Consider the following 16,273-nt stretch of genomic DNA (forward strand, 5'->3'; position numbering starts at 1 on the left):
CTGTTCCAGAATCCAGCCCTGGTATCCCCGGCTTCGCCGGATCCTTTTTTCATGGCGTGGCCAGCCATGTCGATGGCCCATGGTTATCCTCGCATCCCGTTGACATAGGCGGCGGTCAATGGATCACGAGGCTTCTCAAATAGTTGCTTCGCTGTTCCGGTTTCAACCAGCCGCCCCGCTCCGTTTTGAACCCAGAACAAGGCGGCATAGTCCGCCATGCGTCGAGCTTGAGCCAGGTTGTGAGTGACGATCAAAATCGTATAGCGCCCACGGAGTCTGACGATGAGATCCTCAACGATACCGCTGGAAATCGGATCGAGCGCGCTGCAGGGTTCATCCATGAGCAGCATTTCCGGCGAAAGGGCCAAGGACCTGGCAATACAGAGGCGCTGTTGTTGGCCACCGGAGAGTGACAAGGCCGGCGAGTCCAGCCAATCCTTGACCTCATCCCAGAGGCCGACATCTCGTAGGGAGGTTTCGACGGCAGTGACGAGCTGAGCCTGATCGCGCATGCCGTGCTCACGCAGTGGGAACTCAAGATTTTTTCGGATCGACAGGGGGAAAGGGTTTGGTTTTTGGAAGATCATGCCGATACGACGGCGTAGCTGGATGACATCGGTGCGAGGCCCCAAGATATCAAGCGCATCAATCGTGATTCGTCCTGAAACACGACAGCCAGCGATTAAATCTGTGAGTCGGTTCAGGCAGGTGAGGAAGCTGGTCTTCCCGCATCCGGATGGTCCCACCAAAGCCGTGATGCATCCCTTGTTGATCGATAGAGTCACGTTCTGAAACGCCGGCTTTCCCCGGTAGTGCAAGCTGAGCCGATCGACCTCGAGAAAGGGATGAAGCTCAAGAGAACCGGTTGAATCTTCAAGCGGAGGCTGGGAGGGGACCTCCGCGACGGGTTTAACGGGTGTCATATGGTGAGGATCTTTCGATGGAGGCCATATGTTGCCAGCCAAGATGCGGTCCCGTTGATGAGGAGCAGTAGGACAACTAAGACCACTGCCGAGGCATAGGCATTCGCATCTCCACCTGAGACATTCATGGAAAGATCGAAGATGTGAATGGAGAGCGCGCGACCGGAATCGAGTAACGACTCCGGCATCCGATCCACATAACCGCTGGTGAAGATGAGCGCTGCGGTTTCGGCAATCGCCCTGCCAACCCCAAGGATGAGGCCAACCATGAGACCGGGTACCGCTGCCGGTAGCAGCAGGTGAAGAAGTGTTGTGGTGCGCGATAGTCCAAGTGCGGCGGCGGATAGCCTGTAATCAACCGGCACGGCGCGAAACCCTTCCTCGGTTGAACGGATTAAGATCGGCAGCACCATGCAGGCCAAGGTCAACCCACCGGACAGGATCGAGAAGCCGAGGCCCAGCGTCTTGCAAAAAAAAGCGTTGCCGAAGAGACCGAATACGATCGACGGCACACCGGCCAGGACATCAAGGCTCCGGCGAGTCATCCGTCCGAAGAGACTTTGGTCCGAGGTAAACTCAGCAAGGAGGACAGCGGTGCCGATGCCGATGGGCAGCGAGACCGCGAGGCATACCCCCAAAATCAACGCTGTCGAAACCAAGATAGGCCCGATCCCCCCTCGGCGTCCGGCGTTCTCTGGCGGGGCAGTCAGAAACGTCCAGGAGATATAGCTGAGTCCGTGCCAAAGGATATCGCTTAACAGCCAGAAGAAGGTGCCAGTGACAAGCCCGGCCGTTCCCCAGACAAGAGCGAATGCCAACCATTCCTTTGGAGTTCTCGATTGGTCCCACATGTCAGCCGTAGATTCTCCCGCGGCTGACCCATTCTGCTGCAATTGTCAAAGCGACGATCATAGCCATCAAGACAAGCCCACTGACGAACAGCGCCGCGCGGTGGTCGTCGAGGGCATAGGCCATTTCCAGCGCGATATTGGCGGTCAACGTTCGGATCGGATCAAATATGCTGGAAGGAGCCTGAACTACGTTCCCACAGACCATGAGGATCGCCATGGTCTCACCGATGGCTCGGCCGGTTTCCAGGATCACTCCAGTGAAAAGCCCTGATTTTGCGGCCGGGAAGACGACGCCTCGGATCGTCGCCCATTGAGAGAGACCTAATGCTGCCGCTCCGCGAATATAGTGCTGTGGCACATTGGCAAGACTGGCGTCGGCCATCAATGCAATAGTGGGAAGGATCATGATCGTGAGGATGAGGATACCGGCCAAGAGGCTAGGTCCTGGAGGGTGCATCTCGCCGATCAGCGGGACCAGCACCACAAGCCCCCAGAATCCGTAGACTACCGAAGGAATGCCGGCAAGCAGCTCAATCAGGCGACGATAGGGCTGGGCAAGGGCAAGCGGCGCATAGTAATGACAGAATACGGCAGAGAGAATGCCGAGGGGTGTGGCGATCAACACGGAACCGGCCATAGCGAAGAGAGTCCCCCACAGCATCGGAGTCAGATTGTAGAAGCCTTCGGCCGGGTGCCAAGATGGGTCGGTAAAGAATCGAAGCAGGCCGATTCGATGAAGGACGGGAAGTGCCTCTACGATCAGAAAGGTCACGATGAGGATGACGATCGTGCCGGCGACGGCGGCAAGGCCACGCAAGAGCCAGCAGAGGAGGTCGTCAGTTGACCAATGGGACAAAGTATTGCTGTGCAATGATGTCATGGACGGTTTTGGACTGGGCATAGGCGATAAAAGCTTTGGTTAATCCGGCCGGTGGAGTTCGAGTGACGATGTGGAGTGGACGAGAAATCGGAAAAGTTCCGTTTCGCACCGTCTCTGTGGAGGCGGTCACCCCTCCGGTCGGGAGCAGCTTGATCGGCACTCCTTGCGATTCGTCATATTCGGCTGTTCCGATGGAAACGTATCCGATGGCGTGACGACTGCCCGCGACGGTCTTCACTCCCTGCTCGTTATCGCTGATCACTACCTGCGCCTTGACGTCCGCATTCTTCAGCTTGAAGTAGTGCAAAAACACTTCCAGCGTCGATCGGCCTTCCGCCTTGTTGACGACAGTGATCGGAGCGTCCCTCCCGCCGACATCTTTCCAATTGGTAATCTTTCCTGTGTAAATCGCGACCACTTGTTCGTCTGTGAGAGTCTGGACCGAATTGTCTTTGTGGAGAATGATACTCACGCCATCGCGAGCAACCGGAAACGCATGCAGGTCCTTCTCTTCATCTTTCATGGCGCGAGAGACCATCCCGATGTCGGCAAGCCCCTGGCGCGTATCCGCGACGCCGCGGGACGAGCCACCGGTTTGCACATCCACGCGCACTTTGGGATAGAGACCCTCAAAGCGCTTGCCGATCTCGCTGATCAGTGGGGCGAGGGTGCTGGCACCTGTCACCACGAGTTTGCCGGACAGTTCAGCTCCGGCCGTCTGGGCTGTTGCGATTCCTGGTATTCCGCACAGCGCAAGTAGAAGGACTAGGGGAAACAAGTTGTCGATCTGTTCGCGATAAAGATTCAGATATTGATACATCAACACATCTCCATATCTTCGTTAAGATTATCCGTTAGGTAACGGCTCCACCACAGGATGACCCGGAGCCGGCCGTACAGCCATAGCAATGGTTGCGGGTTACGATTCGGCGATGATTGAGCTGAGCCGGGTCGAAGTCGCGGATATGCGCCGGTGCGCCATGGTCAATGGGAAGCTCCAGCATCTGGTTGAAATCGCAGTCGTATAATTTGCCGTCCCATCCGACTGACAGTGTAGACCGACACATGACGCCGGCGGCGGCGGTAGGATTGAACGCATTGGCGAGGCGTGTCATGTACTGCTCATAGTTGCCGCTTTCAACAAGAAATTCTAGGAACCGGCTGATCGGCATATTCGTGATTGTATAGAGCCGGTTGAACTCAATACCGTGTTTAGTTCGTAGCTCCTTCTTGAATTGGGCTTCAATGGCTTCTTGCTTGGGAGGCAGAAACGCCCCAACGGGATTGTAGACCAGGTTCAAACCGAGGCCGCCGTTCGGTCGACCATAGCCAAGCCGGTTTAAGAGTCGAAGTCCATCCAAGGACTTCTCAAAGATTCCCTCGCCTCGTTGGGCATCCGTCTGGCTGGCACGGTAGGACGGCAGGGAGGCGATGATTTCAACCCGATGATGGGCTAAGAATTCTGCCAAGTCTGCCTGTGAGGGAAGCAGCAGCACGGACAGATTGCAGCGGTCCATGACATGTCGGCCAAGCCTGCGGGATTGTTCGACGAGCCACTGAAAATGCGGATTGAGCTCCGGTGCGCCACCCGTGATATCCACCGTGGGAATGTCGGTCTTGGCAAGGGCTCTTATACACTGCTGTGCCGTTTCCAATGACATGGTTTCGGGGCGATCAGGACCGGCATCGACGTGGCAATGGCGACAGGTCTGGTTGCAGAGTTTGCCGACATTGATCTGGAAGACGGTGATTCCAGTGGCGTGGAGGGGATGCAGGCCGGCTTGATCGAGTTGCGCCTCAAAGGGTGGATTCGGGATGGGCCGTTCCAGCACTTTAAGTTGTTCGGAAGCAGAGGCGAGGGGATTGTGTCGCCCCAGTAAGGTCAACGGCATATCAGTTCCCATCGGGCGGAAGGCATTGTCTTAGCACACAATGGATCTTAGCGTGCACGACCGATCGTCATCAGGGCCGACTCCGGAAACCGCAACTCACAACAGCCGAAATCCAGGGCTTGTCCTTGCCCGTTTGCCAGGGCTCTTTGAATCTCGGGCGTGACACGGTAGCACACCTGTTTGCCGCACCGATGTCCTTCGACCAGGCCGGAGTCCCGCAAGATGCGGAGGTGATGGGAGGCATGGGGTTGGGAACATCCGAGTTCTTGGACAAGGTCTGTCACGCATTTCCCCCCGATGAGTAAGGATTCCAAGATGCGCAGTCGAGTTTCATCGCCCAGTGCCTTGAGAACCGATGCACATTGGCGTGAAGTAAGGACGTTGGTATTAATGGTAGGCTTCATCAGCAACAGCCTCCATCAGGCGAGCAAATCACGGCTTCACCATTCACGTGCTCACCTGCCCGGTTCAGGATGACAAAGTGGGGCTGATATCCATTGGTTCCAAGAACCGCCACCGTCTTGGAGCAAATCTCCAGCGGCTCACCTCGGCGATACACATGCTGATCATCATCGGCTGCTTCAACGAACGGACCGGCTAGCAACGCATAGTGGCCTTGCCAGGTGCAGGGAGCATCGGCAGGTAAGACGGCGCTCCAACGTGGGTCATGGTTGTCCAGCGGGGCCGGTTCGGTCGTCAGAAGAAAGTGTTCGGTAAAGGGAGAATTGCTCAGCAACTGTGTATCGTTCGGGCTAATTGGTTGTGGAATGCCGCGCTGGTAGGTCGTGCCTCGCTCATTCACCAGCCGACTGAAAGGACCGCGCAGGGTGGCGTAGCGGACTGAAGAAGCAGCCGGTGCCGGAGGCAGCTTGTAACCGGTCAACGTCACGGAAAAGAAATGGATACCGTCGATCATGCGCCAGGGCGAGAACTTCACCAGATGGATACCGAGAAATCCGGCTGCCGTCATGCCGTTCATGTAATCGGTGAGCGTCAAGGCGCCGGATAGACAATCGCCCCATTTCTGAGTGTCGTGGACAAGGTACTGCGGTACGGTTTGATCCGACACAATATCGGAGATCGTGAACCGTCCGCCGGGTTTGGCAACCCGGTACATTTCGCGAAACACCTTCCGCTTATCCGGTGCCAGGTTGATCACGCAATTCGAGATGATCAGATCGATCATCCCGTCGTCGACTGGCATTGCATCCGCCAGGCCCTTTCGAAACTCCACGTTCGACGCGGGATAACCGAGGTTCGAAGCCACGACAGCTGTGTTTTTTCTGGCGATCTCCAACATCGTGTCGGTCATGTCGATACCGACCACGCGCCCGGTGGGGCCGACCAGCCGAGACGCTTCAAAACAGTCGATCCCGCCGCCTGATCCAATATCCAAGACCGTTTCTCCGGCCCGCACCGTCTTGAGCCCAGCCGGCGTGCCGCAGCCGTAAGAGATCTTCAAGACTTCTTCAGGAATGAAGGTCTTGAGGTGTCCCATGTCGTAGCTGGTGGGGCAGCACATCTCCTCACCGGTCCGTACGGCGTCCGTATAGCGTTCGCTGACTTTTTGTGTGATGTCATCAGTGGGCATGGTCGGCCTCGTAGGAGTTTCTTGATGATATGGAGCTGGCTCTATATGTACCAATCTCTTAGGGATCTGGTCAATCGGGATATAGTGGAAGCAATTGCCGTAGCATCGTTCCACTCTGAGCCTGTTTCTTGAGGAGTGGTTGTGACACGGGAGGAAATCTTACAGGTGCTCAGACCTTGCGGGGACAAGAATCCGCATGTCGTTAGCTGTTGAGGGGGTAAGATGGGCGGATTCGGGTGCTAAGGTACGAACAGATCGGACTATTTTGGTTTGAGGATGAGGCTAGTTACAAGGGAAGACTGAGTTCAGACACTTTTCGTAGAGCTTCCATCAAGGTGAGGTCAAAATTCAAACGATACAGGTTGGCTTGGAGGGCTTCAAGCGTCTCTCCGTGAGCCCAGTGGTCAGGGAAGTTTAGCAGATAGCCTAACCACTGCTTCTCATCATCCAAGTAGTAGCATTTGATCGCTTGCATGATCTACCCCATGTTGAGACGACGGACATGAATCGAAGAATGAACGGGTCATCAGGCTACAGATTCATTCCAACACGCGATCCTCTATCGGTCAGCGAGTCTTTCTAAGAGCATCTCCATGGCCGCTTTCTAGCGGTGCGCAGCCTTGTATTACGTTCAGCGGGAGACATGGTGACAAGATCGTGGGGAATCGACGTTAGTTATCCTCAACGGTTACTGATTATCGTAAACATGAGCTCTTCAACCCGTGCGCGGCGCTTACTCTGCGCGCGCGACATGGGGCGAGGCAGGGTGGGTATGTGACCATGGGTGCGGCCATGAGACCCCGGGTGCGCTTTTGGATCGGAATGCTGATAGCGGTCCTGATCTTGGATCACTTCTGGTTCTTGATGGTGGCCGGTGAGCTCTTGATGCAATTGCCACAGCTTTACCTGGAGCTCTTCAAACGACTCGCCTTGTACTTCATACTCGGGGTAGCCTTCCAGGTAGCCGCGCCAGCCGTTATCGTCTTGCCAGAGAATGTATTTTGATGAACGCATTTAGAAAGTATAGCCGGACATTTCATATGCGCAAGTGAAGAGGAGAAATAGGGTAGTCGTGCGTTAATGCCAAAAAACACATGGCAGGTCGATAAGTTATGTTGAGGACTTCCTTGCCGCTAGGCACTTCTTTGAGCTCTCCTAACTCGTCATGGCACTCTCCCTCGAATGATTTTAAATGTGAGTGTCCATGACAGATACGATCATCCTCATAAGATAACAAGAAGACAGTTGGGCTTCAGAACCAGCTCGTGCTTGATGGGGCGGAAGGGGGATGGGAGTGCATACGTTCTTGCCCATTCTGAACGGACCGTTGAGAACGAAAGATTGCCTGAAAGGTGACGCAACCCTTCATTGCCCCACCGATGTATCGAAGTGCGACCGGGAGGCTGTGCCGCATCATCCTGAAACGAGCCGTGCGTTCATTTTGATTCTTGCAGATCACGGATCAAACTTTATTGGGCAGCGCACGCCACGTGAAACAGTCGGCGAGTACGCGAAGCGTTGTCTTGAGCATCGGTCGCTCGACTGTGAGGTGGAGAGGCGCGCGAATTTTTCCAGAAAACAATCGACAAGAACGACGCTCACGGCTACATTTCTAATCGACTGCGATGATCACTTTGAGAGAGGAGCCGCACGATGATGCCAACCCACACACCGACGGATGAGGAGTTGAAGAATCAGGTGATCAGGCAAGTGCTGGCGGGTGATACGGCAGGAGCACAACAGACGGCGAACGAGATCGCAGACCACCGATATTTGCGAGACGCCTGGCAGATGATGTTGTTCGTCGAGTCAGAGCGAGGTAATGTGCAGGCCGTGAAAGATACGATTCTCTCCTGTCCCGATCCGTCGCTCTTGGCCAGCCATTTCTATCTTGAGCTTCCACAACTCTTTATCAAAGCCGGGGATCGATCTGGGGCGATCGAGATCGCGAAAGCGATGGGCAATGCGGGGGTTCTCCCGCTCATCGGCATTGCTGCTCATCTGGCACAGGACGGAGATATGGCGGGGGCTCACGACGCACTGTCCCATATGGAAGATGAAGATTTGAGAACCATGATTCTGCGGAAGGTGATTGCCTATCAGCCGATGATTCAACGACTTGATGGGTCGAATCTAGTCGGAGGCCAGGCCGCGGAAGGCGATTCACTGGCAGCCTGACCATTTCTACATCGGGATCTCTTCTCTCAGCTCACCCTCGTTCTGTTCCCTCAGGTGGCTTCCCTTGAAGCCGGTGTGCGACTGTCGATAGGGATGTCTTGACTGCACGTTTTCGTTCGGTCAGCTCGACTTGCCTATCACTGCTCATCTATACTTCCTTCTCGGTTGGTCTTGATCACATTCTATTCCTCTGATTCGCCTTCCCGTGGATGATCTGACTCGACAACTCAAGGAACGGTTCGGGTTTTCGGCATTTCGCCCTGGCCAAGAGGATGTCATACGCGCGGTGTTGGCTGGGCGCGATGTCATGGCAGTGATGCCGACGGGGCAAGGCAAATCGCTCTGTTACCAGTTTCCGGCCACTCTTCTGCCGGGGTTGACGCTGGTCATTTCGCCGCTCATTGCGTTGATGCAAGATCAGGTGATCGCCATGAAGCAGCGTAAGATTGCGGTTGCGGCGTTTCACTCCGGACTCAGTGGGCTGGAAAAGAGTCTGGTTCTGGAAGATCTCAAGCAGCGGCGTATTCAGCTCCTCTATCTCGCGCCGGAGCGGATGCAGCATGAAGGGTTTCTTCGCCTGTTACGGACTCTCTGGGTGTCGCTCCTGGTGGTCGATGAAGTTCATTGTATTTCTCAGTGGGGTCATGACTTCAGACCGGACTATCTCAAGATCGGCCGGCTGCGTCAGGAGCTCACGAATCCTCCCTGTTTGGCCTTGACGGCGACGGCCACTGCGCGTGTGCAGACGGATGTGTGTCGCCGGCTGTCGCTTCATGACCCGTTCCGACTCGTCGCCGGATTTCGTCGGAAGAATCTGGCCTTCTCCGTACATCATTGTCAGACCCTTCGAGACAAACTTGTCCTGGTAGACCGGCTGGTTCGAGAGACAGAGACAGGCACAATCCTCGTCTATGGCGCCACTCGCCGGACGGTTGAAGAGGTAGCTGCGTGGCTGGGCCAATCCCACCCGGCGGTCGGCTACTACCATGCGGGTTTGTCCGATGACGCACGGCGTCTGGTGCATCAGGATTTCCGCCGAGGGGCGGTGCGAATTCTGGCGGCGACGAATGCCTTCGGGATGGGGATCGATAAGCCGGATGTCCGGCTGGTCGTCCATTTCGATATTCCCGGCAGTCTGGAGGCCTATTATCAGGAGGCGGGTCGCGCTGGACGGGATGGGCAACCAGCTGCCTGTGTGGTGCTGTTCCATGAACGGGATGTGGCCACCCAGGAATATTTCATTTCGCAGGCATCCAAGGATTCTGACGGCGCTGAACGGGCGGGGCGCATGACGACGCTTTTGCAAGAATTGCTGGGATATGTGTCGACGTCGACGTGCCGACAGCTCGCGATTCTGGAATATTTTAGTGATCAGGGCGAGCTTGCCTCAGGTCTTTGTGGCCTGTGCGACCGCTGTGTGACGCCGGCGCGGCAGCCGAGTCGCAAGGTTCCTCAAGGGAATGCGATCGCACCGGCAGTACTGGATACGGTGGCCTGGTGCGGAGGTCGATTTGGGATGGGACGGATCGTCGATATTCTTCGCGGAAGTCGATCGAAGGTGCTTGCGGCCTATGGGGCAGCAGATTGTCCGACGTACGGCATGTGTGGAACGGAGACGAAGCTAGCGGTCACCGGTTATGTGAAAGCCCTCGTCAACTCAGGATATCTGCAAGTTGAAGGAACGGAGTACCCTACGCTTGAACTGACGGCAAAAGGACGAGAGGCCCTGCAAGGGCTTCGCCTGGTTGAACTGGAACAGCTGGAAGGTGCGACATCCCATGGATCAGGAGAGCGGCCGCGTCGCTTAGAGGTTGTGCCTACGCCTATTCCGATGACGTTGCCGCCGGATCGGCAGCTTGTTGAACGGTTGCGACAGCTCCGCTCCGAACTCGCTGAGGAAGAAGGCGTCGCGCCATTCCTCATTTTTCACGATAAGACGTTGAAGGCCATCGCCGGTTCCAAACCGGACACGCGAGCGGCGTTACTGGAGATTCCAGGCATCGGCGAGATGAAAGCCGAGCGGTATGGCCGACGGGTGTTGGAGGTGGTTAACGGGACACAATAGCATCCACCTGAATCCCCTCACTCTTTCATGCATGAAGGCAGCGCCTACGGAGCGTGCTTTCCTGTTGAATACGGTAAAGAGATAGTTCAGAAAGCACACCCCGTCTTGCGATCTGTCTGGCCTTGCTGCACCACCATCTTGCTACGCCGCCACTGCCGGTCGAGTCGTCTTTCTTGCAAAACGTGTCGTGAGCCGTCTGGCTCTCTGAGCCTGCTGGGTCGCGCGGTGAAAATGGATCAGTGGGTCCACGATATTGCCGCAGGTCAGGCACCGAAGGGCCTGCAGCCACATCGGCAGATAGCTCTCCTTCATGTCCAATAAATGATCCACCACCATCAGACCACTGCATTTTGTGCACCTCATGGGAATCCCTCCTTCGTGATTGGATGAGCACAGCTGATTGTGCTCAGTATGTATTCAGTCCTATACGCAATGATGATGCCACGGTAATGAGTGGTGCCAACGAAGCGCCTTGTTCCTTACGTTGGCGTGACTACCCTGTGACTCTGGATCAGCAACTGGTGAGCGTTTGCATTGATTCTGAGAGCGATGTCGTCGGGGGTGATGAGGCTCTCGCTAGAGGGAGGGAAGGCCGTGACAGCGTATCTCAAGTGATACGCCTAGAAGGACGAAACGATACAGGGCTCCCTCTGTCGATCCCATCAAAACCCGAGCGGGCGGATTCTTGGGAAGGCTTTATTCTGGCCTCTTGTTATGCTGTCTTGCGTAGGAGCGTCAATGAATGCTGAGAGTCAACGAGGTGGCGACCTTTTTGGATCAGGAGTTTCAACGGCATGACCGTGGGGAGGAGAATCCCACCCTTCTCATTGACGGAACTCTCCTAGGTCCCGATAATGCCAAGTATTGCGGTCTGGCGAGGGTATTTGTGAACAATATGGAGACAAAGAGGACATGCCTGTGAGCAGAGCTGGTGATCTGGTGGCTGCGATTATGAGCGGCGGGCACGTCGTGAGTTACCGATGACGTTTGCCCAGCTTGCCAAGGTGCTCCTGGTTCAGGCCTGTGAAGAACATGACCCTGACCACAAATTTATCTTGCGGTATGAACGGGGGTTGCTTCGTCATGAAAACGCTGGTCGGGACCGAACAATTGCGGGAGATCCTCTGCCAACCGGAGAAGCTCGGGTTCTTGAACGGGCTGAACACATTGTCGATCGACTGATACAGAATCATCCTGTATTCACGTCGGCCTTCGCCGTCCTCCGGTTCAAGGCTCCGTTCATGCTGCTCATCGCTTGTGCGCTTGTGGGAGGTTTCCTCGCCGACCCCATTGGACCTGCCGGGCATATTAACCTTCTGAATTTTCCTCTCCTCACGCTTCTCCTCTGGAATGCGGTCGTCTATATCGGGCTGCTCTACAACGCGGTCGTGCCTGGATCGTCACAAGATCGGTCACAGCCCGGTGTGCCGAGGTTCGTGGAATGGCTGTTAGGACGCATCGTGAAGGGACGGCTCAGCAGACTACGGTTTGATCGGCTACAGAGTCCCGATGAGGTGCAATGGGTCACAACGTCACTTGCGTCCTATGCCGTGCGTCTGCTCCAGAGCGGTCGAGATCTGTTGAGTACCCATACCCGCAGTCTCCTCCACGCGGCTGCGGCCACGTTGGCGATTGGCGTGATCGTGGGACTCTATCTGCGCGGTTTCAGCTTTCTGTACAAAGCTGGATGGGACAGCACGTTTATGCAGGCCGAGGGAGTCCACACCTTCCTGTCCTTCCTCTTCGCACCGGCGAGTTGGCTGTTGAAGATTCCAATGCCGAGTGTAGAGGTCATCACCGAGTTGCGAGGTACGGCCAGGGCCAATGCGGCCATCTGGATTCATTTCTGGGCGATGACGACGGTGCTGCTCATTGTCCTCCCACGAACGCTGTTAGCCGTGATGGCTTGGTTTCGCAAGACCCGTCTGGCTGCCGATGTCCGTCTGCCGATTCATGAGCCGTATTTTCAGCGTTTGCTGAATCCCTATCGTGGGAAAGGGCTGTTCGTGGAAGTGCTGGCCTATAGCCATCGTGTGAAGGAGGCCGATGATCGACTGCTGACATTCCTCAGCGATACCTTCGGTGTTCTGGCGGACATCCATATCGGGAGCTCGGTTCCCTATGGTGAGCACCATCCACATTTTCCGGACGACTCTGCTCGAAGCCTGTGTGCGGTCGTCCTGTTCAACGTGGCTCAGGCTCCCGAGGAAACGCACAGTGAATTTTTGGAGGAATTGAAAGCAACGATCCGAGGAAGAGGACGACCGAACATGTTGTTGGTTGTCCTGGATTGCGAAGCCTATGCGCAGATCGATCATGAGAAGCGTTTAAGAGAGAGGTGCCAATCTTGGGCGGCGCTGGTGAAAGGGTGTGGATTGCAAGCTCTCACATACCGAGATCCTTCCGGCCCTCCGGATCAGGAACTGCGAGCCTTGCCCGACTGTTTATGGCCCGGTGATTTTCGGGAGGCACGATGACGGTCAAAAAATCCCAGATTGCCCTCTCCCTGATTTCTCATACGAATATCGGGAAGACTACGCTGGCCAGAACGCTGCTTCGGAAAGATATCGGCCTCGTCGCAGATCGCGCGCATGTCACGCTCGAAAACCAAAAATACACGGTGCTGGAAACGGACGCAGGGGAGTCGCTGCAGCTCTGGGACACGCCAGGGTTTCCCAACTGTCAAAAGATTCTTTCTCGGTTACAGGGGGCCAAGAATCCGATCGTTCGCATTTTGACGGAAGTGTGGGATCGATTTCGCGATCGGCCTTCATGGTGTGCGCAACAGGCGGTGTTGAACGTCCAGCAAGAGGCGGACATCGTCCTCTATCTGGTGAATGCGGCCGAGGAGCCGAGCATGGCCGGGTACATCGCGCCGGAACTACAGCTGCTTGAATGGATCGAGAAACCCGTCGTCGTTCTCCTCAACCAAACCGGCCGCCCCCGGGACCGTGACGAACAGCAACGTCTTGAGCAACCCTGGAAGGACTACTTCGCCCGATATGGATTCGTCAAAGGTGTCCATAGCCTGGATGCATTCAGCCGCTGTTGGGTTCAGGAAGGGATGCTGTTCGAGACCATTCAATCACTGCTCCCCTCTCGTGACCGCTCCCTCATGAATCGATTGTTCACCGCCTGGCAGAATGCGAATCTGGCCGTCTTCCATGCGTCGATGGAACAGTGGACCATGCTGGTGTCACACGCGGCGAGGTCACGGGTGATGACGGGGGCTGACGGCTCACCAATGGATGTTCAGAAGCAACAGGCGGTCGATAGTCTCTTGAAGGACTTGGTGAACGAGGTTGGCGTGACAACGAAAGCCGTCATTGCTCTGCATGGCCTGGAAGGGGATGCGATTGGTGTCATCCAGGCCAGGATGGAACACGTCGAAGTCCAACGAGGCTCGCAGGGCCGTGGCGATGCGACTCTCAGCGGTACAGCCATTGGCGGAATCGGTGGTGCATTGACCAGCGGGGCCTATGCCGGGCTCCACCTTGATGCGGCGACGGGTGGAGTCAGTATGGGGCTGTTCACGGTCGCCGGGGCAGTGGTGGGAGGCGTGCTTGGGTTTTTCGGAGGGGAAGCCTGGGCGGACCGGCAGGCAGTGCGTACACCGACCCCGGTAACGTGGTCGAATGAATATCTGAATGTGCTGGTGCAAGACGTCATTGTCCGATATCTGGCTATTGCCCATTTCGGCCGAGGCCAGGGAGAGTACGTGATGGATCCAGAAAATCCTCGGTTCTGGGTCGAGAAGGTGAACACTTTGGTCTCGAAACACCACACCACCTTACATGAAGAATGGAAACGCCTGAGGGGGCAAGAGCCTCTATCCAAAACCGAGGAGAAACCTGCAACACTTGCGGCGCTGTTGACCTCCATCACACTCGAACTGCTCTGGAACACCTACCCCGCCTCAAAACGGTTTCTTAACCGCCTGGGATGAGAGCCGACCTGTTCATGTGCTCCGGCACTCGGTTGACAGGCCGCTAATCTGCACAGGAGAATCTGTTGCTATGTCATCGAAAGAGATCCCGGTCATTCACCAGCCGGTTCCAGCTGCGCAGCAAGAAGACGACCAGCCGACATTTCCCCGCTACGAGGGACCGGCGTTTCTGTCGTACGGGTTTCGTCCATTCTTTTTAAGTGCGGCGCTGTTTGCCGGTTTGGTGGTTCTTGCCTGGGTCGCCGTGGTCGCAGGCCGGATGCAGGCGGAGTTTCTCTATCCTGCTCGTGAGTGGCACGTACATGAAATGTTGTTCGGATATTTGCCGGCGTTGATCGCCGGATTTCTGCTGACGGCCATGCCCAACTGGACGGACCGCATGCCCCTTAGGGGGGTCCCGTTGCTGTTGCTGTTTCTGCTGTGGCTGGCAGGGCGGCTGCTCGTTGCCTCACCATGGTTTGGACCATCTGCCGCTGCCATCATCGATGGAGCGTTCTTAGTAGTGCTGGCCGCTTATGTTTGGCGGGAGATCATTGCCGCTCGCAGCTGGGATCGTGCGCCGATCGGTATACTGGTCAGTTTTTTTGCTTGCGCAAACATGCTCTTTCACCTCTCTGCATTACAGGGCAGGCCGACTGACTTTCCAGAACGCCTGGCGCTCGCCGTCATGACGATGTTGTTGACGGTCATCGGCGGGCGCCTTGCCCCGACCTTTACCCGAGAATTCCTGACAGAACGACACATGACGGGACTGCCTGATGTGTTCTCTCGGGTTGATGGCGTAGCGATGGTGCTGGTCCTCGTGGGCGTTATGAGCTGGGTCGCGCAGCCAGAAACGCTGTGGACGGGAACCATGCTGCTGGTGGCCGGGGTGGCGAGTGTGGTGCGTCTCCTGCGTTGGAGGGGATGGCGGACCTGGCAAGAGCCGCTCGTGCTGATTCTGCACGTCGGGTACGGGTGGGTTGGATTATTCTTGATAGCCCTGGGTGCCTCGATTCTGGGTATTGGGTTTTCTCCCGAGAATGCCGTTCATCTTCTTACCACTGGGGCGATGGGTACGATGACGTTGGCGGTCATGACCCGTGCCAGTCTCGGCCACACGGGACGAGTACGCCATGCGGACCGACTCACTGTGGTCATCTATCTGCTGATCAATATTGGAGCGCTATTGAGGATCTTTGCTCCGAACTCGGCGACGCCCACGCCCCTGACCCATACGATGCTTGGGTTGTCCGCGCTCGGCTGGAGCGGAGCCTATCTCCTCTTTGCCTTTCACTATGGGCCCTACCTTGTCCGCCCGAGCCTTGATGAATAGAAGACTTAGAAAGTGAGCGGTGGCGGTCTCTTGACCTATGCGGTATGATGAGTATCTAGAGAGGAGGCTGGAACGGCATGAAGAACCGAACCATCATGGCAGGTTGTTCAAAATGGCTGTCCAGCAAGGCCGCAGCGAGCGAGATGCCGAGGCGTACTTCTTAGTGCGTTGAGGCCTTGAGCGAAGCGAGAACGCAGCCGGCGGTCATTTCCAACAACCTGAACAAAGGGGGCGACCGGTTTCGACGGGGATACTGAGGTCACTGTCGCATGTCGAGCTCTCGGGAACTCGTAAAAGTCCGAGAAAACGCAACTGCCAATCAAGAACTGGCACTCGCAGCCTAATTTAGGCTGAGACGTCGTTCCATCTGAGGCCCGCGGGGGTGGAATGGCGTGATGCAGCGGGCTGGTCCAAGGTCGGTGCTCAGCGGCTGAGGACGAGAATGTTCTGGGCTAGCGGCTGTTCTAAGCCTGCCGATAGGCGTGGATGGCTGCGAACCTTAAATTGTCGGCTACACATGTAGACACAGTGCACTGACGATCTTCGGACAGGGGTTCAACTCCCCTCGCCTCCACCATTCGACTCGCGAATGTGCTCGACTGAGCACATTCATGCTCGCTCATGGCGGGCCA

The 16,273-nt window shown here is 56.2% G+C and carries 16 protein-coding genes and 1 other RNA gene; 7 read left to right on the forward strand and 10 right to left on the reverse strand.

Annotated features, from left to right (window positions below; genetic code table 11):
* Positions 1–83: 83 nt before the first annotated feature.
* From ACYX34_RS16930 to ACYX34_RS16970, 9 genes are all read right to left on the reverse strand, one after another.
* Complete coding sequence (locus ACYX34_RS16930; RefSeq protein WP_462077760.1) at positions 84–923, reverse strand: phosphate ABC transporter ATP-binding protein; 840 nt, start codon at positions 921–923, stop codon at positions 84–86.
* Positions 920–1,774, reverse strand: coding sequence for a phosphate ABC transporter permease PstA (pstA, locus tag ACYX34_RS16935; protein ID WP_462077761.1), 855 nt, complete (start codon positions 1,772–1,774; stop codon positions 920–922). Before pstA ends, ACYX34_RS16930 begins: the two co-directional genes overlap by 4 nt.
* Before the next feature lies 1 nt (position 1,775).
* Complete coding sequence (gene pstC, locus ACYX34_RS16940; protein ID WP_462077762.1) at positions 1,776–2,654, reverse strand: phosphate ABC transporter permease subunit PstC; 879 nt, start codon at positions 2,652–2,654, stop codon at positions 1,776–1,778.
* Complete coding sequence (locus ACYX34_RS16945; protein WP_462077763.1) at positions 2,611–3,474, reverse strand: phosphate ABC transporter substrate-binding protein; 864 nt, start codon at positions 3,472–3,474, stop codon at positions 2,611–2,613. The genes pstC and ACYX34_RS16945 overlap by 44 nt, the downstream gene beginning before the upstream one ends.
* A 34-nt stretch (positions 3,475–3,508) precedes the next feature.
* On the reverse strand, positions 3,509–4,558 hold the full coding sequence (gene arsS / locus ACYX34_RS16950; RefSeq protein ID WP_462077764.1) for an arsenosugar biosynthesis radical SAM (seleno)protein ArsS: 1,050 nt from the start codon (positions 4,556–4,558) through the stop codon (positions 3,509–3,511).
* Between the two features lie 35 nt (positions 4,559–4,593).
* On the reverse strand, positions 4,594–4,950 hold the full coding sequence (locus ACYX34_RS16955; protein WP_462077765.1) for an ArsR/SmtB family transcription factor: 357 nt from the start codon (positions 4,948–4,950) through the stop codon (positions 4,594–4,596).
* Positions 4,950–6,137, reverse strand: coding sequence for a methyltransferase domain-containing protein (locus tag ACYX34_RS16960; protein WP_462077766.1), 1,188 nt, complete (start codon positions 6,135–6,137; stop codon positions 4,950–4,952). Before ACYX34_RS16960 ends, ACYX34_RS16955 begins: the two co-directional genes overlap by 1 nt.
* 286 nt (positions 6,138–6,423) lie before the next feature.
* Positions 6,424–6,612 carry a type II toxin-antitoxin system HicB family antitoxin gene (locus tag ACYX34_RS16965; RefSeq protein ID WP_462077767.1) on the reverse strand — a complete coding sequence of 63 codons (189 nt, stop codon included), beginning with the start codon at positions 6,610–6,612 and terminating at the stop codon, positions 6,424–6,426.
* 206 nt (positions 6,613–6,818) lie between these two features.
* On the reverse strand, positions 6,819–7,151 hold the full coding sequence (locus tag ACYX34_RS16970; protein WP_462077768.1) for a hypothetical protein: 333 nt from the start codon (positions 7,149–7,151) through the stop codon (positions 6,819–6,821).
* 639 nt (positions 7,152–7,790) lie between these two features.
* Between ACYX34_RS16970 and ACYX34_RS16975 the strand changes: the two genes are divergently transcribed.
* Both ACYX34_RS16975 and ACYX34_RS16980 read left to right on the forward strand, forming a co-directional pair.
* Positions 7,791–8,315, forward strand: coding sequence for a hypothetical protein (locus ACYX34_RS16975; RefSeq protein ID WP_462077769.1), 525 nt, complete (start codon positions 7,791–7,793; stop codon positions 8,313–8,315).
* A gap of 205 nt (positions 8,316–8,520) precedes the next feature.
* On the forward strand, positions 8,521–10,380 hold the full coding sequence (locus ACYX34_RS16980) for a RecQ family ATP-dependent DNA helicase (protein ID WP_462077770.1): 1,860 nt from the start codon (positions 8,521–8,523) through the stop codon (positions 10,378–10,380).
* 141 nt (positions 10,381–10,521) lie between these two features.
* Here the strand turns inward: ACYX34_RS16980 and ACYX34_RS16985 are convergent, their stop codons facing one another.
* Positions 10,522–10,743, reverse strand: coding sequence for a hypothetical protein (locus tag ACYX34_RS16985; RefSeq protein WP_462077771.1), 222 nt, complete (start codon positions 10,741–10,743; stop codon positions 10,522–10,524).
* Between the two features lie 379 nt (positions 10,744–11,122).
* Between ACYX34_RS16985 and ACYX34_RS16990 the strand changes: the two genes are divergently transcribed.
* From ACYX34_RS16990 to ssrA, 5 genes are all read left to right on the forward strand, one after another.
* Entirely contained in the window at positions 11,123–11,302 is a 180-nt protein-coding gene (locus ACYX34_RS16990) for a hypothetical protein (RefSeq protein ID WP_462077772.1), read from the forward strand.
* Positions 11,303–11,360: 58 nt separating this feature from the next.
* Positions 11,361–12,857 carry a DUF2868 domain-containing protein gene (locus tag ACYX34_RS16995; RefSeq protein WP_462077773.1) on the forward strand — a complete coding sequence of 499 codons (1,497 nt, stop codon included), beginning with the start codon at positions 11,361–11,363 and terminating at the stop codon, positions 12,855–12,857.
* A complete protein-coding gene (locus tag ACYX34_RS17000; RefSeq protein ID WP_462077774.1) occupies positions 12,854–14,326 on the forward strand; it encodes a GTPase domain-containing protein in 1,473 nt (490 codons plus the stop codon). Before ACYX34_RS16995 ends, ACYX34_RS17000 begins: the two co-directional genes overlap by 4 nt.
* A gap of 70 nt (positions 14,327–14,396) precedes the next feature.
* Positions 14,397–15,641, forward strand: a complete 1,245-nt coding sequence (locus tag ACYX34_RS17005; RefSeq protein WP_462077775.1) for an NnrS family protein — start codon at positions 14,397–14,399, stop codon at positions 15,639–15,641.
* 227 nt (positions 15,642–15,868) lie between these two features.
* Positions 15,869–16,218: a transfer-messenger RNA gene (ssrA, locus tag ACYX34_RS17010) on the forward strand.
* Positions 16,219–16,273 lie beyond the last annotated feature (55 nt).

Source organism: Nitrospira sp. CMX1, assembly GCF_054902215.1.